This window comes from Peptoniphilus sp. HMSC062D09, assembly GCF_001811425.1.
Taxonomy (GTDB): domain Bacteria; phylum Bacillota; class Clostridia; order Tissierellales; family Peptoniphilaceae; genus Peptoniphilus_A.
On sequence record NZ_KV804685.1, the window covers coordinates 122,159 to 143,882 of the forward strand.

Genomic DNA, 21,724 nt, shown 5'->3' on the forward strand with positions numbered 1-21,724 from the left:
TTTATGAAAGAAAGAGAAATTGAAAGATACACTATTAAGGAGATGCCAGAGGAGGAAAGACCTCAGGAAAAACTTATAAAGTTTGGACCAAATTATCTCTCCAATGCCGAACTTTTAGCTCTTATTATAAGGACTGGGTCCAAGAGCGGCGATTCAGCCATTGACACAGCCAATAAAGTTCTTAGAAGCTTAAAATCAGAAAATGATAGGAACGGTTTAAATAGTCTTAAAAATGCAAATTTTGCCAACTTAATGCAAGTGGAAGGCATTGGAGAAGCCAAGGCAGCCATGATAATTGCAGCTGTGCAACTGGGCATGCGACTTTCTGTAAGCTCTTACGATTCAAAAATTAGGGTTACATCCCCATCAGTAGCAGCAAACTATGTTTTAAGCGACATGAGCGTCCTAGAAGAAGAACACTTTAGGATTATGACTCTAAACACGAAAAAAGAAATTAATTATGTGAGAGAAATTTCTAAGGGTACTATAAACATGACTCTCGTTCATGCAAGAGAGGTTTTTAGGGCTGCAATATCTGATAATGCTCACACAATTATTTTGTTACATAATCACCCAACAGGGGATCCAAAGCCATCAAAGGAGGATATTGACCTTACTAACACCTTAGTTGAGGCATCAAAGATAATTGGAATTGATATTTTAGACCACATAATCATAGGTGATAATAAGTATTTTAGTTTCTTAGAAGAAGGACTTATGTAGGAGGTTTTATGAGAATTTGTGCCCTTGGAGACTCCATCTTTGAAGGATATTTAGTTGGAGGAAAATCTCTAATTTACTATTTGCAGGGAAAAGGTTACGACATTGACAACTACGGAGTAAATGGTTTAACCACTGACGAAGTTCTACATGCAATAAATAATTTGATGGCCTATGATTTATATTTTATTCTCATTGGCTTAAATGATTTTTATAATGGAAGATCTCTTGACTATGTCACAAATAATATAAATAAAATCATAGAAAAATTAAAGAGCTTAGGCGGCAAAATTATTGTCATCACACCTTATCTCACTTCTTTTAAAAATTTAGACGAGGCCTATGAAGGCTTTATTAACTTTTATTCAGTAAACACAAATATAGAAAATCTTGACAAAGTTTTAAAGGAAAATGCCAAGGATTATAAAGTCATTTCATTTTACGACTATGCTAAAGAAAATTATATTGAAGATGATTTAATCGATGGAATACATCCAAATGAAAGGCTTCATGAGAAATTGGCAGAATTTGTAGAGGAAAAATTAAATGGATATATTTGATATTTTGAGCAAAAAAATTGGTTACAGGCGATTTTCAAATCGAGAAAAGATTTTATTTGTAATTTTGATTTTGTTATTTATAGAGTTTTTATTTTACAATTTTCTCATAAGAGCTGAGGCACAAAAGGTCTCAGAAGTTGACTTTAACGAAAGCCTTAAAAGTGAAGAGCCAGGCTACAAGTACAGTGGCCTTAAGGATTTTTCAAAGGAAAATATTGATAAAATTTCTGCTGAAAATAATTTAAACAGAGATAATTTCACCAAGGAAGGGCAGACTGATATAGAAACTCTTGCAATTTCTGGAAAAATTGAAAATAGCGAAATAAGTAAAATTTCGTCTTTTACGAATTATTATGGATATTCAAATATTGAGTTAAATAGAAGGGACGAAAACACTTTTACATACAGATTTAAGGCAGAAAAACCATCTAAGGCAATTTATTATTCAGATTTAAAGGAAGCCTACTTTAGCGAAAATAAAGAAGAAAAGATGGATATTGAAGATGCTGGTGGGGAGGATTTAAACCCTAAGGAAGATAATAATACTAAGGCTGAAGAAATAAAAAATACTAAGACTAAAGAAGTAAAAAATAGTAAAGTTCAAAAAATTACAAATACAAAAGCCATAAATCCAAGCAAAGCTCCAGCAGCAGAAAAAGTTTCTGCAAAAGTAAGTCAAAATAAGGACAATAAAATAAAGGGTCAGGAGGTATCCTTATCAATTTTTGATGATTTAAATGACAGTTCAAATAATAAGTCTAAGGATAAGGTTGAAAGTCTTTTTGATGACTTAGATTTTGATAACAAAAATTCCAAGGAAAATAAATTTTTAGTTGATGACAACACTAGTACAAATTTTTATAGTCAATCTGGAGTTACATCCTTTTATGCAAAGACAGAAAATATTTACGACGACATAAAACTTGGAGTGGAAAAGAATTGTCAGGAAATTTCTCTTTCAATTTTATTTCCCCATGATTCATGTAAAGAAATTGGACTTGTAAATCTTAAGGGAGAAAAAATTCCATACAAAGGAAGCATATATGAAGGTGAGTGGTTTAGGATAAATTTATTTGCAGAAAACATCAGTTATCTTTATTTAGTGCCGAAAAATAATAAAGACCTATTCTTTTTTGTAAAAGAAGTTGACTACAATGAAGAGATATAAAGGTTTTACCCTAATTGAACTAGTTATAACTCTTGCAATTACAATGATACTTTTGTCTATAGGCATGATTAATTTTAATGTTCGCGACAAAATTGAAGCCAGGGAACAAATTAAAAGTCTTGCCCTTGACATAAAGTTTTTAAAAAATTACGCCCAAGTAAATAATTGTAAAACTAGTATAAAAATAGAAGATGATGGCTACAAAATGGTTTTTGGTAGCAAGACCAAGGCTGTAAAGTTTAATAAATTAGTTAAACTTAAGTCAACAAATGTTAGAAATATTAATTTTACAAGTGGCGGCAAGCCTTCCTATGTGGCTAGCAATAATTCTGCTGGCACAATTATTTACTCCATAGGGGATAAAAAATCAACTAAAATCACAGTGGAGCCTGTCACTGGCAAGGTGAATTATTATGAACTTAAAAACTAAAAATAGAGGACATTTGATGATTGAAGTCCTGTTTTCCATAGCTCTTATTGGACTAATAGCCTCTGTAATTATGCCCAATATTATTAGCCTTTTGGAAAATCAAAATCATTTAAAAGAAAGAGAACTTTTAATTTATGCTGTAAATTCAAAAATGGAAGAAATAATTGGTGAGTCTTATAACAACAAGGATTTAAAAACAAACTTTGACAGTGGAGAAGTAGAGAATCAAGATTTTATTATTGATGTGACGAAAAATAGTGAGGGAAATTTAAATCATGTTATTGTCAGGGGAAAGAGGCGAGATAGTGATGAAGAAATTAAAATGGAGGTTTACCTGCCGAAGGAAGGGCTATTCACTAATTGAACTTGTCCTTTCCATTGCCATGCTTCTAATTATAGGCATGGTCTTAACTTCTATTTTGGGAATTTCACAAAAGGCTCTCAACAAAACTTATATAAATCAAAATGTAAATTCAGACTTGTCCTATGCCCTTGAGTACATAAAAGATGAAATCGAAAGTTCTGATTATTACACAAATATTGGCGGCAAAATTTATTTTATAAAAGAATTTCAAGGGAAATATATTTATATTAATTACGGCAAAATGAATGGCAAATTATATAGATTTGCCTCAACAGAAAATAATCTCACAAGATTTGACCGACTTTATGCAAAGGGAAAGAATGCTCTGACGGAAAATATAGAGGATTTTAGAATTAGCGATGAGGGAAATTATTTTAAGATTTATTTAAATTATAACGACCTTGATAAAATAAGTTTTAAAATTGCAAAGAGGATACAGTTCTATGAATGAGAAAAAAGAAGGCTTTATCTATATTTTTACAATAATTTTAATTTCACTACTTGCTCTCTTCTTTTATTTTATTTATTCCTACACATCGAATACTTCCTATATAAATTTACATAGAGTTGAGAGGATTCAGTCAAAATACGCAGCAGAATCTGTTTTAAATATGAAGATTTCTGAAGAAAATTTTAACCAGGAATTAAAGGAATTTATTTTATCAAGGAAATATTCAAAGAACTTAAGCATAAAATCTTTGCCCAGTGACACAAAGCTAGAAAAGCTTGTAATATCAAATGAAGATTCTGTGGATAAAAATAAAAATTATGTGGATTTAGTAGAATTGAGGACGGAAGTAAAATATAAAAATTCACTTGCTGGAGCAAGGATTAGGGCGAATTTTGTAAATAAAATTTATAAAGAGGAGGATGGAGTTTTAAATTCTGGGAAAATAAATAAAGATGATTTAGAAAAAATAAAAAAGTCTTTTGACAATAATAATTGGTCTATGCCTGGCAAAAAAGTAATAGACTTAGATGGCGATTTTATTTACGGAGAAGAGAAGGGCAAAAAATTTATTTTTGAAGAAGTTGAAGAATTTGATGAAAAAACCGAAGAAAAAATTATAAAGAGAAATCCACTTTATTCTTTAGATGATGTTAAGGTAATTAATCAAAAAAATGGTAGTCTAAAGATTGAGTCAAGTGTAAATAATCAAATTTTATTATTAAATGATAAAGTTTTGTTTAATGATAATGCAATATCTGGTATAATTATTGTAAATAATAATGCGCAAATTTCTAATAATTGCAAATTAGAGGGATATTTAATTGATTTATACGACAAAAATCCTAGTATAAGCCTTAAATATCATCCACTAGTCTTAAGAGATTTTAGTTCAGTGCTACCTGATTATATAAAATTTCAGCCAAGATCACTTAACTATTATGATTTAGAAGACAATACTTAATATGGAGGAAAATATGATAACAGCAGGAGATTTAAGAAAAGGACTTACATTTGAATGGGACGGAGATGTTTGGGTTGTAATAGACTTTCAACACGTTAAGCCAGGTAAGGGTGCAGCTTTTGTAAGAAGTAAAATTAAATCAGTACTTACTGGTGGCATTAAAGACACAACTTTTAACCCATCAGAAAAATTTGAAAAAGTTGTAATTGAAAATAAAGAAATGCAATACTTATATTCTGATGGAGCACTTTATTACTTCATGGATCAAGAAACTTACGAACAAATTCCACTAGAAAAAGACATGGTTGAAGATGCTCTTAATTTCATGAAGGAAAATGATATGGCAACTATTAACTTCTACAAGGGCAAACCATTTAGAGTTACACCTCAAAACTTTGTAGAACTAGAAGTTACAGAAACTGAACCAGGTGTCAAAGGAGATACATCAAGTGGTGGCTCTAAACCTGCAACTGTAGAAACAGGTTACACTCTTAATGTACCACTTTTCATTAATACAGGCGACGTTATAAGAATTGACACAAGAGATGGCGAATATATGTCTAGAGTTTAATTTGGAGGTAATATGGAATATTTATTAAAGAGAATATCATATTTACAAGGTCTTTGTGACGGATATGATTTGGACACAACTACTAACGAAGGCAAAATTATATCTGAACTTGTAGATATCTTAAGCGATGTTATTGATGAAATGAGAGAATCTCGTGAAGAAATCGAAGACTATGTTGACATCATTGAAGAAGATCTTTCAGATCTAGAAGATTATGTTTATGAAAATGAAGACATGGATTTTGATCTATACGATGATGATTTCGACTTTGATGATTTAGAAATCTATGACGAAGACCAAGAAGATAGCGAAGAAGAATAATTAAATTTTTTAAAAGGCGAGGGTTTCCTCGTCTTTTTTAGGATAAAAATTTTTTAATAGGAGAAAATATGATTATAAAAGGCGGAAGAGTGATAGATCCTCTTTCAAAAACAGATGAGATTTTAGATATAAGAATTGAAAAGGGAACAATAATTGAAATAGAAAAAGATATTGATGAGAGAAAATTTCCAGGCGAAGAAATAATTGACGCTAGAGGTAAAGTTCTTGTCCCTGGACTTGTTGATGTCCATGTTCACTTTAGAGACCCAGGGCAAACTTATAAGGAAGATTTAGAAAGTGGAAGTCAGGCTGCCATAGCTGGTGGTTTTACAAGTGTTGTGCAAATGGCAAACACTAGCCCAAAAATTGACGACAAGGAAAAGATTATTGACCACTACAAAAAGGCACGCGATCTTCCCTTAAAAGTATATACAGTTTCTGCTCTAACGAGAAATTTTTCTGATTTAGAGCTTGTGGACATGGAAGAAAATTTTAAGGCGGGAGCCCTAGCCTTTACTGACGATGGAATCCCCAATAGAAATTCTAAACTAATAGTAGATGCCATGAATAGCGCAAAAGAATTAGGGGCAATAATTTCTTTTCACGAAGAAGATCCAAGTTTAATTGAACAAAATGGAATAAACCATTCAGAAGTTTCCGAAAAATTAGATATTTATGGCTCGCCAACTATTGCTGAGACATCTTTTATAGCAAGAGATGTAGCCATGGCAATTTACACTGGAGCCAAGATTTCCATTCAGCATATTTCTACAGGGCTAGGTGTTGATCTTGTTAAATTTGGAAAATCCATGGGAGCAAATATTTATGCAGAAGTTACGCCACACCACCTTGCCTTAAATGACAGGGCAGTATTAAAATACGGCACTCTTGCAAAGATGAATCCACCACTAAGAAGTGAAGAAGACAGGTTGAGAATCATTGAGGGCATAAAGGAAGGCACAATAGAAATTATTGCAACAGACCACGCTCCTCACAGCACTGAAGAAAAGGCCAAGGAAATCACAAAGGCACCATCAGGAATTATTGGACTAGAGACATCTTTTTCCATTTGCTATGAAAATTTAGTCCTAAGTGGAGAAATTTCTCTCATGAAATTAATTGAACTCATGAGTACAAACCCAGCAAAAATTTATGGACTTGAAGGTGGAGAAATTGCAGTAGGTAAGCTTGCAGATTTGGCTATAATTGACCTTGAAAGTGAATATAAAATTGAAAAATTTAAATCAAAGTCCTCTAACAGTCCTTTCGCAGGTAAAAATTTAAGGGGAGAGGTTCTTTATACTATCTCTGAGGGCAAGCTTGTCTATAAAAAATAAATATGTCAAAGTGGATACAATGACAAAGATTTAATCCAAAAGCTTTAAAAATCAAGGTCCTTGATATATTATTAAAATTAGGAGGATATTATGAAAATTTTTAATTTTACATTACTTAATTTTAATAGTATTAAAAACACCTTTAAAAGGTTTCCACTCACAATAATTTCAGCAATACTTGCCACAATATTTTTAATCTTGTCAACTTTCGATGAATACGCAGAAGCATATAATAACAAGATGATGAGCTTTGGTCTAGTTTTTGTTTTTGGAATTTTTCTCTACGCCTTTATTAAATTATTTAATGAGGGTCTTAGAAATTATTACGACCTAAAAAATTTAAAAAATAATAATTTATTTAAAATATTATCCTATGTAATAACTCTTCCAATTCTATATGGGGTTTATGAGCTTGTATATCATGAAAACAAAGTCATGGCATTTTATGACAATAATTTTATATACTTTACCTTAATTGCAGCCCTAGTTGTTGGATCTTCCTTTGTTGGAAAATTTAATTATCACAAGGATTTTGTCGCCTATGTCGCAAAGATATTGAGGGCTTTTATAATTTCAAATATTTACAGCTTTATTGTCTTTATAGGTATAAGTGGAATTATTTTTGCACTTAACAGCTTATTTAAATTTAATTTTGGGTCTTCAGTATATTTGAGAGTTGCAATTTTTTCCTTTATTTTATTTAATGTGGTGACATTTTTCTCTGATTTTCCAAAGGTGAGAGATTCCTTCACAGATTACAAATATCCAAAGGCTTTTAGAATTCTCTTAGTCTATATAATTACTCCAATCGTAATTATTTATACGGCAATTTTACTAGCCTACTTTGTAAAGATATTAGTCCTTTGGCAAATTCCAAATAATTTAATTGTAAATTTAGTTATTTGGTTTGCAAGTTTTTCAATTGTATATTTATTTTTCCTTTCCAGAGTGGAGACTGTTACTTTTATAAATAAATTTAAAATAGTTTTTCCATTTACACTTTTTCCGCTACTGGGAATGATGTTCTTTGCAATTTATTTGAGAATCAAAGAATATGGAATGACTGAAAATAGGTATATTGTAATTGCAGTGGGACTTTGGATCTTCCTTTCTCTAATCTATTATATTTTTTACAGAGAAAATTCAAATATAAGTATTCCAATATTTTTGTCAGTAATAATTTTAATAACAGGTATTGGTCCTGCATCAGCCACAAGTCTTAGCATAAGGTCACAAAATGCTAGATTCGAAAAACTTTTAAGGGACAATAAGATGATTGCAGGAGAAGAAATAAAACCCAACATAAATATTGAATCCGATGCAAAAAGTCAAATTGTGGACATAGTAAGCTACATGGTAAGGACAGATAGGGTGGACAAACTATCCTATATGCCAAAGGATTTTAAGCTAAATGAAGACAGCTTTACAAAACTTTTTGGCTTCTCCAATATTATTGAAAGCAAAAATTACCTTGGCTATTCTTACACAGATAATTTGCCTACAGATAGCGAGCTTGGATTTGACATTGACATTGAGGGCTACAAACATTTAATTTATGTTTATTCCCTTGACGATGTTGTAAGCTCAGGAAATTATAAATTTGAAAAAGATAAAAAAGAAATAAAAATTTATAAAAAATCAAAAAGTGATTACAAAACAATTATGACTATCGACATGGCCAAACTTCGAGATAATTTAAAACTTTTGTACAAGACTAAGGACCGCATTGAGCTTGAAGATTTGGCAATAGAAAAAGATGGATATAAAGTTTTATTTACAAATATTTATTTTGGAAGTGAAGATAATCTTGATGATGCCTATATCGAATTTTATCTTTTGACTAAGTAGGAGTGATTTTTTGTATTATATAAATTTTGAAAATGATGTCTTTATCGATGATGAAATTGACCTTAGACCAATTTCTGATATTCTTAAAATATATTTAAATAAATGCGATTCCTATCAAATAAAAATTTTAAAAGATGATAAAAAGTCAAAAAAATTAGTTGAAGAATTTGCAGTTTATTCAGACGAAGATGGATATGAGTATATTTTTCAGGGAATAATCGACGAAGACTTCAAAAAAATGATTTTAGAAAACTTAATTGGTGAGACAGCCCTAAACTTTATGGGCATAAGTCTTTATGACGATGGGATTTTGAAATTAGAAATTTTAAATTATGGCAGTGAAGTTTACATCTATGGCTTTGACGAAAAATCTGTAGTTGCCTTTTCAGAAGAACTTGAAAAAGTCTATGGCATAAGGGACTTAAATGTCTATATAGAAGAGAGTGAAGATGATGAGGAAGAAGCCCATCAACATGACCACCACCATGAGCATAACCATGATTGTAATTGCCAGCCTGATAAGGGCGATGATAATTCTTGCGGTTGCCAGGGAGAATGCTCTAAATAAAACAAAAAAAGAAAGAGTCTATCAAAAATGATAGGCTCTTATTTTTTGATTTAAAATTATGAAAGTTCTTCAGAAATAGCAGCGCTTACTTTTGGAAGAAGTTGTTTTTTTCTTGACAGAAGTCCCTCTGATAAAAATTTGTCATCAACAAGTTCTTTATCAAATTTTCTTGCAATTGCTTCTTTAAAACTTCCTGCCAAAATTATTTCTGAAACTTCTTTAAAGATATCTGTAATCATGAGGACAAAGGTTTCGGCATCTGAAGTTTCTATGAAGTGTTCCATGGCTTCCTTTAAATCTTTTTCCACAGAGGCTGTGCTTTCCAAGTCCATAGTAAAAATTTGGCAGACTCTAACATTTACTCCTTCAATGGAAAAGTTTTTAACATCAGACTTTAAAAGTTCGTCAGGTTTTCTTCCTTCAAGACTTGTGCCTGCTTTAAACATTTCCATGGCAAATTCTTCTACATCAATAGCTGCAATTTTTTTCATTTTGTTAAGGACATACTTATCCGTCTCTGTTGAAGTTGGTGACCTAAATAGAAGTGTGTCAGAAATAATTGCTGCACAGAGAAGACCTGCAACTTCGCGAGATGGTTTTATGCCATTTTCAAAAAACATTTTTGAGACTATAGTAGCTGTTGAGCCTACAGGTTCGTTTCTAAAGTATATTGGAGAAGAGGTAGAAATATTTGCAACTCTGTGATGATCTACAATTTGCACAATTTCTGCAGAATCAATGTCGTCAATGGATTGGTTCCTTTCGTTGTGGTCCACTAAAATTATTTTCTTTCTCAAATTTGAAATTAAGTGGTAACGGGAAATATTTCCAATTACTTTGTTTTTGTTGTCAAGAACTGGATAGGACCTAAATCTTGACTGTGCCATTTTTTCTCTGACATCGTCGATTAAGTCGTCCTTGTGAAAGACAACTAAGTCATCTCTTGTCATTACATATTCAACTGGAACTGCTTGTGGCAAAATTCTTGCAACCATAAAAGTTGATAATCCAGTTGAGATTACGGCAACATTATTTTCCTTGGCAAGCTCTAAAAGTTTGTCGTCAAGCTTACTTGAAATCGTCAAAATCAAAAGGGAGATGCCCTTTTTTATTACTGATTCTTGGTCTTTTACATCGTCTCCAACTATTACAATGTCACCTTCATTAATTAAATCTTGATTTTTTATAGCTTTGACTGCCATTTTGCCAGATAATTTTCTTGGATTTTCTGGAAGATAGAGGACCTTTCCTCTAAGCACATCTAAAATATTTTCAAAGCTTGTATTACTTCTTCCAATGATTGAGTCGTCCCAAATTTCCATATAAGTTGAAGCAATGTTAGATAAGCTAACAATACCAATTAAGTTGTCATCGTCGTCTACAACGGGCAAGGAGTTGATATTATTTTTTTGAATCAAATCCATTGCCGATGCCATAGAAAGGCTTGGATTAACGCAATAGGCAGCGTCTATTTCGATATCTCTAACTTGAGGCTTTATAGAAGTCTTTAGTCTTGGTTTTTGCACGCCAAAATGTTTAAGTACAAATTCAGTTTCTTTATTTAAGTTGCCAAGTCTAATTGCCTCAGCATCTTCGCCAATTTTTGTTTTTAATTCTGCAAGGGCGATGGCGGAACATATACTATCTGTGTCAGGATTTTTGTGACCTGTTATATAAATTTTATTTTTCATAATTCCTCCAAAATTCTTAGTCATTATAGCACAAATTTCCTTATTTATTGTAAATTTTTATAATTTTAGGATATAATTTATCTGTGATACTATGAATATAATAATTATTGGTGCAGGGCCAGCAGGAATGGTTGCTGCCATAAATGCAAAAAATGAAAATAACAAGGTAATATTAATAGAAAAAAACGAAAGAATTGGAAAAAAACTCTTGGCTACAGGAAATGGCAGATGCAATTATACAAATTTAATTTTGTCAGAAGAAAATTATTCTTCAAAAGATTTTGTGAGAGAGACATTAGAGGATTTTTCCAATGAAGACCTGATAAACTATTTTAAGGTCTTGGGGCTTGAGTCCACCACAGATGGCAATAGGGTCTATCCTCTTACCTTAAAGGCAAATTCTGTCCTAAATATTTTAATTTATTGGCTTGAGAAAAAGGACATCGACATTAGGACAAATACTGAAGTAAGGGAAATCAAAAAAAACAAAAGTGGATTTGATGTAATTACTGATGGTGAAACAATTAAGGCTGATGTGGTAATTGCAGCCTTTGGTGGAAAGTCCATGCCAGTAAGTGGCTCTGATGGCAGAAGTTTTGAAATTCTAAAAAAACTTGGCTTGAAGATAACAGACCTAAAGCCAGCCCTCACTCAAGTAAAGTTGGAGTCTAAATACTTAAAACACCTTAGTGGGACAAAAGTTCTTGGAGAGGCAAAATTATTTAAGGGAAATAAAGAAATCGACAGGAGAAGGGGAGAAATTTTATTTACCAATTATGGAATAAGTGGACCACCAATTTTAGACTTGTCAGTAAATATTTCTGAAGATAATTTTATTGAAGTGCCACTTATAAATAATGTAGATGAAAAGACAGTGGACATGCTTTACAGCAGGTACTATATGTTCCCGGATTTTTCTCTTGAAGAATATTTAATGGGAATTGTAGATAAAAAGTTTATTCATTACATCGTCGATTTTTTAAATTTAGACAAAAAAATTTCCATGAATATGATCTCTATGGCAGATTTTCAAAAAATCATAGAAATTCTATTGAAGTCTCGCTTTAAGGTAATTGGCACAACAGGTTTTAAAAATTCTCAAGTGACGAGGGGTGGCGTTGATTTAAGCCAAATAAATTGCCACGACTACTCAGCTAAAAAATTTGAGAACCTATATATTATTGGTGAAGCACTTAATATTGATGGAGACTGTGGCGGATACAATTTACACTTTGCCTTTGCCTCTGGATACAGACTTGGCAAAATCCTAAGTGTAAAAAACTAACAAAATATTTGCAATAGAAGTTAATTCAGATTAAAATAATTTTGGCGTAAAAAAATTTTAATCACTCATATAAATTTGGAGGAAGAATGTTTTACTTACAGAAAAAATTAAAGGAATATGGGAATATTTCTGTTGGAATAGTGGGCTCAGGTATTATGGGCACATCCCTATTTACTTTGTTAAGTCAAAATGAAAATTTTTATCCCATAGTTTTTTCATCAAGAAATAAAGTTACACTTAAAAATGCAATAGATTCAGCAAATATAGATAAAAAAGATTATGCCTTTACAGATGATTTGGAAGAGGCAAAAATTCTTTTAAAAGAAAAAAAATATATAGCTACTACTAATAATTTAATTGCGGCGACTCTTGTTGATTGCCTAGTAGACTGCACTGGTGATACAGAAACGGGAACAAAATTATCCCTTGCTGCAATTGAAAATGGTGTTGACATAGTCAGTCTAAATGTTGAAATGGATGCTACAGTTGGTCCAATTCTTAAGGTTATGGCTGATGAAAAGGGGATAGTCTATTCTGGCACCAAGGGTGACGAACCTGGCGCCATTGTAGAAATTTATGAATTTGCAAAGAACTGTGGCTTTGAAGTTTTAGTCCTTGGCAAGGGTAAAAACAATGAATTAAATAATTATGCAAGTCCAGAAAGTTTAAAGGAAGCTGCAGATAAAAAGGGAATCAATCCAAGAATGCTCACATCTTTTGTCGATGGAACGAATACTATGATAGAGTTAAACGCAGTTTGCAATGCTCTTGGTTTTGTACCAGACATAAGAGGTTGTCACTTTGTAGATACCAGTCCAAAGAAAATTGCAGATGACTATAAATTAAAAGAAGATGGTGGAATTTTAAATTCCTATGGCGTTGTTGATTTTGCTACGGGAATTGCTCCTGGAGTCTTTGCTGTAGTAAAAGCAAAATCTAATATTATAGATGAAGAAATGAAGTACCTATCCATGGGTCAAGGTCCAAATTATACCATATATAGACCTTATCACTTGACTAGCATTGAGACTATAGTTTCTATAATAAAGGCAGTTGTCCTAAGAGATGCATCTATTGCACCAATGGGAGAGCCCTATGCAGAAACTGTAGCAGTTGCTAAAAGAGATATAAAAAAGGGCGAGATGCTTGATTCTATTGGCGGAGGAATGATTTTTGGAACTCTCGAAAGAAAAGAAGATCAAGTAGAGGGAAACCACGTGCCAATAGGAATAATAACTGAAGGAGCAATGGCTCTTAAGGATATTAAAAAGGGAAGTTTACTCACTTATGAAGATTTAAAATTAAATGAAAGCTCAGAAATAGTAAAATTGAGAAAAAAACAAGATAAGTATTTCAAAAAGTAAACAAATCTGATATAATATTCCCCAATAGGTGATGATATGAGAATAACACAAGAAACAGATTATGCCTTTAGAATTGTAAGTTATCTTGCTAGGAACGAGGGTAAAGTCGTTGGAGCGCCACAAATTGCTGAAAGTGAAGGCGTTACAAAACGATTTACTCTTAGAATACTTAGAAAATTAAATTTAGCAGGAATAACTGATGCAAAAAGAGGTTCTAAGGGTGGATATTATCTGAAAAAACCAAAAGAAGACATAACATTATACGACATACTTGTAGCGGTAGATGGGCCTATTGTAATTAATAGGTGCTTGCAAGGTGATAACTATTGTAATAAAAACAAAGTTAGTGAAGTAAAAAACTGCAAATTCCACACTACACTTGCCATGATGCAATCAAACATTATTAAAATGTTTAAAAATCAAACAATTGACAATTTTATATAAGCTTTGATGAGGACGGTAAATTTTAAGAAACTAAGAGAGCAGTTGTTTGGTGCGAAACTGTGTTTTGTAAATTTATAGATCACCTCGGAGCTCAAAGGTTAAAAGCCTTTGCGCATTTGCGTTAAAAAATTAAGTGATAGTTACCTATAATTAGGGTGGTACCGCGGCTAGTTCGTCCCTTCTCATTTGAGAGGGGACTTTTTTTATAAAAATTTTGGAAGAATAAGGAGTTTTAGATGAAAAATTTTAAAGAATTGTCTAAGGACAAGGTAAGTGTGAGAGAAGAAGAAATCTCAAAATTTTGGGATGAAATTGATCTTTTGCACAGATCTGTAGAATCAAGAGAAGATGGTGAAAGTTATATCTTTTATGAGGGACCTCCAACTGCAAATGGCAAGCCAGGCATTCACCATGTCATGGCTAGAACTTTAAAGGACTTAACTTGCAGATATCACACAATGCTTGGATATAAGGTTAAGAGAAAAGCGGGCTGGGACACTCATGGTCTACCAGTAGAAATTGAAGTGGAAAAGAAACTTGGTCTTCACAACAAGCAAGACATTGAGTCCTATGGAGTTGAAGATTTTAACAAAAAATGTAAGGAATCTGTTTTTGAATATGAAAAAGAATGGAGAACTCTTACTAGGAGAATGGGCTATCTTATAGACTTAGATCACCCTTACATCACTCTTGAAAATACTTATATAGAATCAGTTTGGCATATACTAGACAAGATGTTTAAGGACGGACTAATTTATGAAGGACATAAAATAGTGCCATACTGCCCAAGATGTGGAACTGGTCTTGCATCTCACGAAGTTGCACAAGGTTATGAAGAAATCAAAACAACTACTGCAACTTGTAAATTTAAATTAAAAGATAAGGAAAATGAATATTTCTTGGCATGGACAACTACACCATGGACTTTACCATCTAATGTTGCCCTTGCTGTAAATCCAAAGGTTGAATATATAAAAGCAAGGCACGCTGATGGCAATATTTATTATCTTGCAAAGCAACTTGCTAAGGCTGTATTTAAAGACGATGAATTTGAAGTTATAGAAGAATTCCTTGGAAAAGATTTAGAGTACGTGGAATATGAACAACTTCTTAAATTCTTAGTACCAGACAAGAAGGCCTTTTATGTAATCTGTGCTGACTATGTAACTACTGAAGATGGTACTGGTATTGTTCACATTGCACCAGCCTTTGGTGAAGATGACTATCAAACTGCAAGGGGCTACGACCTTCCAATGCTAAAACCAGTTGATGAAGAAGGTAAATTTACAGATACACCTTGGAAGGGCCAATTTGTAATGGACGCAGACCACGAAGTGCTTCACTACTTAATGGACAATGACTTGATGTTCTCAAAACAAAAAGTGGTTCACAATTATCCACATTGCTGGAGATGTCACACTCCATTAATTTATTACGCACATCCATCTTGGTACATTGAAGTAACTAAGTTTAAGGATAAATTAATTGAAAACAACAATGGAGTAAATTGGTTCCCAGACTTTGTCGGTGAAAAGAGATTTGGCAATTGGCTTGAAAACTTAAATGACTGGGCAATTTCAAGATCAAGATACTGGGGAACTCCACTTCCAATTTGGAGATGTGAATGTGGTCACACTGAATCTGTTGGCTCAATTGAAGACCTTAGAAATAAGGCTGTTGAAGATGTGCCAGCTGATGTAGAACTTCACAGACCTTATGTAGATGACATCCACTTAAAATGTCCTAAGTGTGGTAAAGAAATGACAAGGGAAGCTGACGTAATTGACGTTTGGTTTGATTCAGGTGCTATGCCTTTTGCTCAATGGCACTATCCATTTGAAAACAAGGACAACTTTGATGAACTTTTCCCAGCAGACTTTATATCAGAAGGTATTGACCAAACAAGAGGTTGGTTCTACTCACTAATTGCAATATCAACTTATATGACAGGCAAGAGTCCTTACAAAAATGTTCTTGTAAATGACCTTATCCTCGACAAGGAAGGAAAGAAAATGTCAAAGTCAAGAGGAAACACAGTTGCACCTTTTGAACTCTTTGACAAGTATGGTGCCGATGTAGTTAGGTGGTATCTACTTTATGTATCTCCACCATGGACTCCAACAAAATTTGACGAAGATGGACTTCGTGAAATTGAATCAAAATTCTTCAGATCACTAAGAAACACTTACAACTTCTTTAGTCTATATGCCAATACAGATAACATTGACCCAAGAGAACACAAAGTAAGCTATGAAGATTTAGAAGAAATCGATAAATGGTTACTTTCAAAATACAATAGACTTGTAAAGACTGTAAGAGAAGACATGGAAGTATTTGAACTTACAAAGGTTGTAAGGGAAATCCAAGAATTTGTAATTGAAGATGTTTCCAACTGGTACATCAGAAGAAATAGAAGAAGATTCTGGAAAACTGACAAGGACAACACTAAGCTTGCAGTTTATAAGACAACTTACGAAGTTTTACTTGGCGTTACAAAATTAATTGCACCAATAGTTCCATTTATATCAGAAGAATTATTTAAGTCACTTACAGATGAAGAATCTGTTCACTTGACAGACTATCCAACTTATGACGAAAATATGATTAACGACAAGGTTGAAGAAAAAATGGACTTAGTAAGAGATCTTGTAACACTAGGAAGAGCATCAAGAGAAGAAGCTAAGATTAAAGTTAGACAACCACTTTCAGAAGTTATAATTGATGGAAAGTATAAGGAAATTATTGGGGACTTAACTGACTTAATTAAAGAAGAACTTAATGTTAAGGATGTTAGATTTGAAGATAATCTTTCTGAATATATGGAATTTGAACTTAAACCAAACTTTAGAGTTTGCGGAAGTATCTTAGGTTCAAAGGTTAAGGACTTTGGCAAATATTTAAGAGAAACTGATGCAAAAGAACTTCTTGCTAAATTAAATGAAGGCGATGTAAAGCTTGAAATCGCTGGAGAAGAAACTGAAATCAAAAAAGATTATGTTGAAGTAAAAATTAGTGCAAAAGAAGGCTTTGACGTCGTAATGGAAAATAATCTTTTCGTTATCCTAGACACTGAGCTTAACGATGAACTTCTTAATGAAGGTTATGTAAGAGAATTTGTATCAAAAATTCAACAACTTAGAAAGAAAAAAGATTTAGAAATCTTAGACAACATAAAGATAACTTATAAGTCTGACGAAGAAGTGGAAAAGGCTCTTGCTTCTGAAGAAGAATTTATTAAGACAGAAACCTTGGCTAAAGAATTAGTACAGGCTGATGTTGATGCAGAAGTAGAAAACCTAAACGGTCACGACATAAAAATTGAAATAGAAAAAATGTAAATTAATTAAAGTAAGGCTCTGGTGAAAAAAACTGGAGCCTTACTTTTTGTGATTTTTTAATTATAAGACAGCATTTAAGAATTTTTTTGTACTTTCATTTTTTGTGTTATTAAATATATAATCGGGGCTTCCCATATCTTCTACTATTCCATTCTTCATAAAAACCACTGTATCTGAAATTTCTCTTGCAAAACCCATTTCGTGAGTAACTATTATCATAGTGAGCCCCTTTTCTGCCAAAGATTTTATTACATTTAATACTTCTTTTACCATCTCTGGATCAAGGGCTGAAGTTGGTTCGTCAAAGAGAAGAATCTCAGGCTTATTGGCAAGGGCTCTTGCAATGGCAACCCTTTGCTTTTGTCCGCCAGATAAGGAGTTTGGATAGGAATCCTTTTTGTCCTCTAGTCCCATACTTTTAAGAAGGGAAATTGCATTTTTTTTGGCAGATTTTTCATCTTCTCCCTTAACTTTTATGGGTGCAAGGGTAATATTTTCTAAAACTGTTTTATTGGGAAATAAATTAAAATTTTGAAAGACCATTCCAATTTCAAGTCTTATTTTTTCTAAATTTGGATTTTTTCCAGTGATTTCATAATTATTTAGAAAGATTTTTCCGCTGTCGCATTTTTCAAGAAGGTTTATAGAGCGAAGAAGGGTTGATTTTCCAGAACCACTTGCGCCAATTATTGATGTGACAGTGGAATCTTTAATATCTAAATTAATGCCCCTTAAAACTTCTTTTCCATCAAAGGATTTATATAAATTTTCAATTTTTATCATATTTTCCCTCCACAAATTTTAACAATCTTGTAAGAGTAAAGGTTATGGCAAAATAAAGTAGCGAGCCAATTATAAGTGGCTCCAAGGACTTGTAGGAAGAACCTCTAACTAAATTTACATTGTACATAATGTCTGTAACGCCAATTGTTGAAATTATAGAAGTTTCCTTTATAACTGCAATAAATTCATTGGCAAGAGAAGGCAAAATATTTTTTGTAGCTTGCGGTAAAATTACTTCTTCCATGGAAAGAGATTTACTCATTCCAAGAGATAGGCAGGCTTCCAATTGCCCTTTATCAATTGCATTTATACCTGAACGAATAATTTCTGCAACATAGGCAGCCGAGTTAAGGCCAACGGCAATTACACCAGTGATGTAGGCAAAGGATGAAATTGAAATTCCAAATTTTTTAAAGTCCATAATGCTAGCCACACCTAGAAATATAAAAAATACTTGAGTAAGCATTGGAGTTCCTCTAATGATTTCTATATAACAGTTTGCAAAAATATTTAAACTTTTAATTTCAGAGGACTTCATAAGATAAAGTAGGAGTCCAAAGATAGTTCCAAGCATTACAGATATTAAGGAAAGGGATATAGTTATTTCTAATCCCTTTATATAATAGGAACTGTATTTTTTTAGAATTTCAAAAGTTGAGCTGAAAAAATTTATAATTAAGTTTCCAAAAATAAAAATTAAAATTATAAAAATAAAAATTACTATATAATTAATAATTTTATTCTTTGAAAATTTTTTATTTTCTAGTTTATAAATATTTTCCATAAGACACCTACTTTGCCGAAAGTTCTAGGGCTTTGTTGTAATATTCTTCTAATTTTCCTTCTTTTTCAAGTCTATCTAAAGTTTTATTTACAGCATCTAAAAGCTCTTTATCATTTTTTGCAAGCCCTATTGCAGTTCCATCAGTGTCGGCTTCGAAGTAAAAACTATTTTCCATCTTTAAATTTTTGTTAGAATGCTCATAGTTGTCCCCAACGCATTTTTCAACTATTATGCCGTCAATTAAAGCTTGATCTAGCTGTGCAATTAAGTCTGGAGTTTTTGGAAGAGACACAATATTTTTTATATTTAATTTTTTTGCAATTTCTTCTTGAGTTGTGGCAGTTTGAACGCCAATAGTTAAATCCTTAATGCTATTTTCATCTTTATACTTTCCTAAATCTTTAGAATTAACCAATAAATAATTTTTTGGGTCGTAATAAACTTTTGAAAATAAAATTGATTTTTCTCTTTCAGTTGTTTTTGAAATTCCAGAGAGAGCCATGTCTATTATGCCAGTGTCCAAACTTGCAAGAACTGACGAAAATTCCATATCAGATATTTCAAGTTTTACACCAAGGTCCTTAGCAATTTCTTCTCCAATAAAAATGTCAAATCCCATTATCTCATCCTTGCCATCTAGGTTTTTATGAAACTCAAAGGGTGGGTAATTGGCATTGCAGCCCATGACAATTTTTCCTGATTCTTTTATTGCATCTAATCTGTCATTAGAGTTTCCACTAGACTTATTTAAAAATATTGCCAAAGTTAAAATTATGGCAGCTAATAAAATTACTGATATACTAACTATTTTTTTCATTTTTTTCCTCCTTAAATAAAAAAATCGCCTCTATGAAAGAGGCGAAGTCCGCGGTACCACTCTAATTATCTTTTAGATATCTCAAAACTTTAAGGCAGTTAACCTCTGTAAATACTAATTTCCTTACAGAATCTCCGTGGTTCTATTATATTCTTTTCCTTTGCAAGCTTTCACCTAATCTTGCTCTCTAAAAAAGTTATGAGAATACTTTTTGTCCACTTCATTGATTTCTGATTACTTTACTACGGTAAAATAAAATTGTCAAGAATTTTTTTAAAAAATTTTAAAATAAATTTTTTTATAGTTTTTCTAAAGAAATATTTTTAGGGCATTCATTAGATAAGAAATTTTAAGCGAAAATATTTTATAAAAAAATTAAAAAAAATTCTTGACAAATAAAATTTATCTTGCTAGGATATCAAACAATAAAAGTTTTGAAGAGCAGAGTAAAATTATCCAAGACTTAAAGAGAGTTTTCGGTTGCTGAGAGAAAATAGGGAGGATAATTTGAAAAGGAGCTTGGAACTTGCATCTCGATATTTAGATTTGCACGGTTACGCGTTATAGTTTTTGAGGTATAGAATTATACAAATTTGGGTGGTACCACGATTTTCGTCCCTTGACAGGGGCGATTTTTTTATACTTTTTTTGAGTCTCAATTGTTAGTTTATTACAAAGTAAAAAATTGGAGGAAAAAAATGAAAAATAATAATTATAAAAAAGTTGCCCTAGCATATTCCGGTGGTCTTGACACATCTATAATAATTCCCTGGTTGAAGGAAAATTTTTCTTGTGAAGTTATTGCAGTAGTTGGTAATGTTGGACAAGCTAGTGAAATTGAAGGTTTAGAAGAAAAAGCAATAAAAACTGGAGCATCAAAAATCTATATAGTTGATCTTGTAGAAGAATATGTTAAAGATTTTGTATTTCCAACTATAAAAATGGGTGCAAAATATGAAAAAAATTATCTTCTTGGAACAGCAACAGCAAGACCACTTATTGCAAAGGCCCTTGTAGATATTGCAAAAAAAGAAAATTGCGATGCAATTTGTCACGGATGCACAGGTAAGGGCAATGACCAAATTCGTTTTGAAATGGGAATAAAACACTTTGCTCCTGATATGCCAATTATTGCACCATGGAGAATCTGGGATATAAAATCTCGTGATGAAGAAATTGACTATGCAGAAGCTCACAAGATTCCTTTGAAAATTTCTAGAAAGACGAACTATTCAAAGGACTTAAATATAATGCACTTATCTCATGAAGGACTTGACCTTGAAAATCCAGAAAACTATCCTGACTATGACAAAATATTAGAGCTTTCCCTTACACCTATGAAGGCAAAGGATGAAGTGACTGAATTGGAAATAGAATTTCAAAGTGGAGAGGCTATTGCTGTAAATGGAGAAAAAATGTCTCCTGCAAATATTTTAAGCTATTTAAATAAAATTGGCGGCGAAAATGGCATTGGTATTGATGATATTGTAGAGAATCGTCTTGTGGGCATGAAAAGTCGTGGAGTTTATGAAAACCCAGGTGGAGCAATATTATATAAGTCACTAGAAATTCTAGAATCTGTTACTCTCGATAAAGATTCAGCTCACCTTAAAGATTATTTGTCAATTAAGTTTGCCGATTTAGTTTATGATGGCAAGTGGTATTCTAATTCGCTTAAGGGACTTCTTGCCTTTGCGGATGAAGTTACAAAAAATGTAAGTGGGAAGGTAAAAGTAAAACTTTATAAGGGAAATATTATACCAGCAGGAGTTACTTCAAAGCATTCACTTTATAGCGAAGACTTGGCATCCTTTGGCGATGGAGGAGAAAATTTATATTCTCACAAGGACGCGGTAGGTTTTATAAATTTATATTCACTTCAAACAGTAGTGGATGCGAAGATAAATAAAGGAGTTTAA

21 protein-coding genes and 3 other annotated features are annotated in these 21,724 nt (G+C 32.3%); of the genes, 17 read left to right on the top strand and 4 right to left on the bottom strand.

Features of this window, described 5'->3' with window-relative positions:
* Positions 1 to 3 precede the first annotated feature (3 nt).
* From radC to HMPREF2801_RS00875, 12 genes are all read left to right on the top strand, one after another.
* A complete protein-coding gene (gene radC / locus HMPREF2801_RS00820; protein ID WP_070610078.1) occupies positions 4 to 723 on the top strand; it encodes a RadC family protein in 720 nt (239 codons plus the stop codon).
* Between the two features lie 8 nt (positions 724 to 731).
* Positions 732 to 1,280 carry an SGNH/GDSL hydrolase family protein gene (locus tag HMPREF2801_RS00825; protein WP_070610080.1) on the top strand — a complete coding sequence of 183 codons (549 nt, stop codon included), beginning with the start codon at positions 732 to 734 and terminating at the stop codon, positions 1,278 to 1,280.
* The gene (locus HMPREF2801_RS00830; protein ID WP_070610082.1) at positions 1,267 to 2,448 is read left to right on the top strand and encodes a hypothetical protein; all 1,182 of its coding nucleotides are present in this window, start codon (positions 1,267 to 1,269) and stop codon (positions 2,446 to 2,448) included. The genes HMPREF2801_RS00825 and HMPREF2801_RS00830 overlap by 14 nt, the downstream gene beginning before the upstream one ends.
* Positions 2,435 to 2,878 (top strand): prepilin-type N-terminal cleavage/methylation domain-containing protein, encoded by a 444-nt coding sequence (locus tag HMPREF2801_RS00835; RefSeq protein ID WP_070610084.1) that lies wholly within the window; start codon positions 2,435 to 2,437, stop codon positions 2,876 to 2,878. The genes HMPREF2801_RS00830 and HMPREF2801_RS00835 overlap by 14 nt, the downstream gene beginning before the upstream one ends.
* The gene (locus HMPREF2801_RS00840) at positions 2,862 to 3,242 is read left to right on the top strand and encodes a type II secretion system protein (RefSeq protein WP_070610086.1); all 381 of its coding nucleotides are present in this window, start codon (positions 2,862 to 2,864) and stop codon (positions 3,240 to 3,242) included. Before HMPREF2801_RS00835 ends, HMPREF2801_RS00840 begins: the two co-directional genes overlap by 17 nt.
* Positions 3,187 to 3,693, top strand: coding sequence for a PilW family protein (locus HMPREF2801_RS00845; protein WP_070610088.1), 507 nt, complete (start codon positions 3,187 to 3,189; stop codon positions 3,691 to 3,693). Before HMPREF2801_RS00840 ends, HMPREF2801_RS00845 begins: the two co-directional genes overlap by 56 nt.
* Positions 3,686 to 4,654, top strand: coding sequence for a hypothetical protein (locus HMPREF2801_RS00850; protein ID WP_070610090.1), 969 nt, complete (start codon positions 3,686 to 3,688; stop codon positions 4,652 to 4,654). The genes HMPREF2801_RS00845 and HMPREF2801_RS00850 overlap by 8 nt, the downstream gene beginning before the upstream one ends.
* 13 nt (positions 4,655 to 4,667) lie before the next feature.
* On the top strand, positions 4,668 to 5,225 hold the full coding sequence (gene efp / locus HMPREF2801_RS00855; RefSeq protein ID WP_019124539.1) for an elongation factor P: 558 nt from the start codon (positions 4,668 to 4,670) through the stop codon (positions 5,223 to 5,225).
* A gap of 12 nt (positions 5,226 to 5,237) precedes the next feature.
* Positions 5,238 to 5,546 carry a CD1247 N-terminal domain-containing protein gene (locus tag HMPREF2801_RS00860; RefSeq protein WP_019124538.1) on the top strand — a complete coding sequence of 103 codons (309 nt, stop codon included), beginning with the start codon at positions 5,238 to 5,240 and terminating at the stop codon, positions 5,544 to 5,546.
* Positions 5,547 to 5,614: 68 nt separating this feature from the next.
* The gene (locus tag HMPREF2801_RS00865; protein ID WP_070610092.1) at positions 5,615 to 6,883 is read left to right on the top strand and encodes a dihydroorotase; all 1,269 of its coding nucleotides are present in this window, start codon (positions 5,615 to 5,617) and stop codon (positions 6,881 to 6,883) included.
* Between the two features lie 90 nt (positions 6,884 to 6,973).
* A complete protein-coding gene (locus HMPREF2801_RS00870; protein ID WP_070610094.1) occupies positions 6,974 to 8,731 on the top strand; it encodes a DUF4153 domain-containing protein in 1,758 nt (585 codons plus the stop codon).
* Between the two features lie 10 nt (positions 8,732 to 8,741).
* Complete coding sequence (locus tag HMPREF2801_RS00875) at positions 8,742 to 9,299, top strand: hypothetical protein (protein ID WP_070610096.1); 558 nt, start codon at positions 8,742 to 8,744, stop codon at positions 9,297 to 9,299.
* Between the two features lie 56 nt (positions 9,300 to 9,355).
* On the opposite strand, the gene HMPREF2801_RS00880 is transcribed toward HMPREF2801_RS00875, so the two are convergent.
* Positions 9,356 to 10,990, bottom strand: a complete 1,635-nt coding sequence (locus tag HMPREF2801_RS00880; protein WP_070610097.1) for a putative manganese-dependent inorganic diphosphatase — start codon at positions 10,988 to 10,990, stop codon at positions 9,356 to 9,358.
* 91 nt (positions 10,991 to 11,081) lie between these two features.
* Between HMPREF2801_RS00880 and HMPREF2801_RS00885 the strand changes: the two genes are divergently transcribed.
* The 4 genes from HMPREF2801_RS00885 to ileS all read left to right on the top strand — a co-directional run bounded on the left by HMPREF2801_RS00885 (position 11,082) and on the right by ileS (position 17,421).
* The gene (locus HMPREF2801_RS00885) at positions 11,082 to 12,275 is read left to right on the top strand and encodes a BaiN/RdsA family NAD(P)/FAD-dependent oxidoreductase (RefSeq protein ID WP_070610099.1); all 1,194 of its coding nucleotides are present in this window, start codon (positions 11,082 to 11,084) and stop codon (positions 12,273 to 12,275) included.
* An 86-nt stretch (positions 12,276 to 12,361) separates the two neighbouring features.
* On the top strand, positions 12,362 to 13,639 hold the full coding sequence (locus tag HMPREF2801_RS00890; protein WP_070610101.1) for an NAD(P)H-dependent oxidoreductase: 1,278 nt from the start codon (positions 12,362 to 12,364) through the stop codon (positions 13,637 to 13,639).
* A gap of 36 nt (positions 13,640 to 13,675) precedes the next feature.
* Positions 13,676 to 14,083, top strand: a complete 408-nt coding sequence (locus HMPREF2801_RS00895; RefSeq protein ID WP_070610105.1) for an RrF2 family transcriptional regulator — start codon at positions 13,676 to 13,678, stop codon at positions 14,081 to 14,083.
* Positions 14,078 to 14,266: a binding site (T-box leader), on the top strand. (Overlaps the previous gene by 6 nt.)
* A 53-nt stretch (positions 14,267 to 14,319) precedes the next feature.
* On the top strand, positions 14,320 to 17,421 hold the full coding sequence (ileS, locus tag HMPREF2801_RS00900) for an isoleucine--tRNA ligase (protein WP_083303687.1): 3,102 nt from the start codon (positions 14,320 to 14,322) through the stop codon (positions 17,419 to 17,421).
* Between the two features lie 60 nt (positions 17,422 to 17,481).
* On the opposite strand, the gene HMPREF2801_RS00905 is transcribed toward ileS, so the two are convergent.
* Genes HMPREF2801_RS00905 through HMPREF2801_RS00915 form a run of 3 tightly spaced genes read right to left on the bottom strand, consistent with a single transcriptional unit; the run spans position 17,482 to position 19,805 of the window.
* Positions 17,482 to 18,204, bottom strand: coding sequence for an amino acid ABC transporter ATP-binding protein (locus HMPREF2801_RS00905; RefSeq protein ID WP_070610108.1), 723 nt, complete (start codon positions 18,202 to 18,204; stop codon positions 17,482 to 17,484).
* The gene (locus HMPREF2801_RS00910) at positions 18,191 to 18,988 is read right to left on the bottom strand and encodes an amino acid ABC transporter permease (protein WP_070610110.1); all 798 of its coding nucleotides are present in this window, start codon (positions 18,986 to 18,988) and stop codon (positions 18,191 to 18,193) included. The genes HMPREF2801_RS00905 and HMPREF2801_RS00910 overlap by 14 nt, the downstream gene beginning before the upstream one ends.
* A gap of 7 nt (positions 18,989 to 18,995) precedes the next feature.
* Complete coding sequence (locus HMPREF2801_RS00915) at positions 18,996 to 19,805, bottom strand: transporter substrate-binding domain-containing protein (protein ID WP_070610112.1); 810 nt, start codon at positions 19,803 to 19,805, stop codon at positions 18,996 to 18,998.
* A gap of 34 nt (positions 19,806 to 19,839) precedes the next feature.
* Positions 19,840 to 20,038, bottom strand: a binding site (T-box leader).
* Between the two features lie 192 nt (positions 20,039 to 20,230).
* Positions 20,231 to 20,428, top strand: a binding site (T-box leader).
* A gap of 75 nt (positions 20,429 to 20,503) precedes the next feature.
* On the opposite strand from HMPREF2801_RS00915, the gene HMPREF2801_RS00920 reads away from it, so the two are divergent.
* Positions 20,504 to 21,724: an argininosuccinate synthase gene (locus HMPREF2801_RS00920; protein WP_070610113.1), complete on the top strand. Its 1,221-nt coding sequence runs from the start codon at positions 20,504 to 20,506 to the stop codon at positions 21,722 to 21,724.

Coding starts and splice junctions, on each gene's coding strand:
- efp (WP_019124539.1), top strand. CDS start 4,668: ATGATAACAGCAGGAGATTTAAGAAAAGGACTTACATTTGAATGGGAC.
- HMPREF2801_RS00920 (WP_070610113.1), top strand. CDS start 20,504: ATGAAAAATAATAATTATAAAAAAGTTGCCCTAGCATATTCCGGTGGT.
- HMPREF2801_RS00880 (WP_070610097.1), bottom strand. CDS start 10,990: ATGAAAAATAAAATTTATATAACAGGTCACAAAAATCCTGACACAGAT.
- HMPREF2801_RS00860 (WP_019124538.1), top strand. CDS start 5,238: ATGGAATATTTATTAAAGAGAATATCATATTTACAAGGTCTTTGTGAC.
- HMPREF2801_RS00865 (WP_070610092.1), top strand. CDS start 5,615: ATGATTATAAAAGGCGGAAGAGTGATAGATCCTCTTTCAAAAACAGAT.
- HMPREF2801_RS00885 (WP_070610099.1), top strand. CDS start 11,082: ATGAATATAATAATTATTGGTGCAGGGCCAGCAGGAATGGTTGCTGCC.
- ileS (WP_083303687.1), top strand. CDS start 14,320: ATGAAAAATTTTAAAGAATTGTCTAAGGACAAGGTAAGTGTGAGAGAA.
- HMPREF2801_RS00910 (WP_070610110.1), bottom strand. CDS start 18,988: ATGGAAAATATTTATAAACTAGAAAATAAAAAATTTTCAAAGAATAAA.
- HMPREF2801_RS00825 (WP_070610080.1), top strand. CDS start 732: ATGAGAATTTGTGCCCTTGGAGACTCCATCTTTGAAGGATATTTAGTT.
- HMPREF2801_RS00895 (WP_070610105.1), top strand. CDS start 13,676: ATGAGAATAACACAAGAAACAGATTATGCCTTTAGAATTGTAAGTTAT.
- HMPREF2801_RS00845 (WP_070610088.1), top strand. CDS start 3,187: ATGAAGAAATTAAAATGGAGGTTTACCTGCCGAAGGAAGGGCTATTCA.
- HMPREF2801_RS00905 (WP_070610108.1), bottom strand. CDS start 18,204: ATGATAAAAATTGAAAATTTATATAAATCCTTTGATGGAAAAGAAGTT.
- HMPREF2801_RS00835 (WP_070610084.1), top strand. CDS start 2,435: ATGAAGAGATATAAAGGTTTTACCCTAATTGAACTAGTTATAACTCTT.
- radC (WP_070610078.1), top strand. CDS start 4: ATGAAAGAAAGAGAAATTGAAAGATACACTATTAAGGAGATGCCAGAG.
- HMPREF2801_RS00830 (WP_070610082.1), top strand. CDS start 1,267: ATGGATATATTTGATATTTTGAGCAAAAAAATTGGTTACAGGCGATTT.
- HMPREF2801_RS00850 (WP_070610090.1), top strand. CDS start 3,686: ATGAATGAGAAAAAAGAAGGCTTTATCTATATTTTTACAATAATTTTA.
- HMPREF2801_RS00870 (WP_070610094.1), top strand. CDS start 6,974: ATGAAAATTTTTAATTTTACATTACTTAATTTTAATAGTATTAAAAAC.
- HMPREF2801_RS00915 (WP_070610112.1), bottom strand. CDS start 19,805: ATGAAAAAAATAGTTAGTATATCAGTAATTTTATTAGCTGCCATAATT.
- HMPREF2801_RS00840 (WP_070610086.1), top strand. CDS start 2,862: ATGAACTTAAAAACTAAAAATAGAGGACATTTGATGATTGAAGTCCTG.
- HMPREF2801_RS00890 (WP_070610101.1), top strand. CDS start 12,362: ATGTTTTACTTACAGAAAAAATTAAAGGAATATGGGAATATTTCTGTT.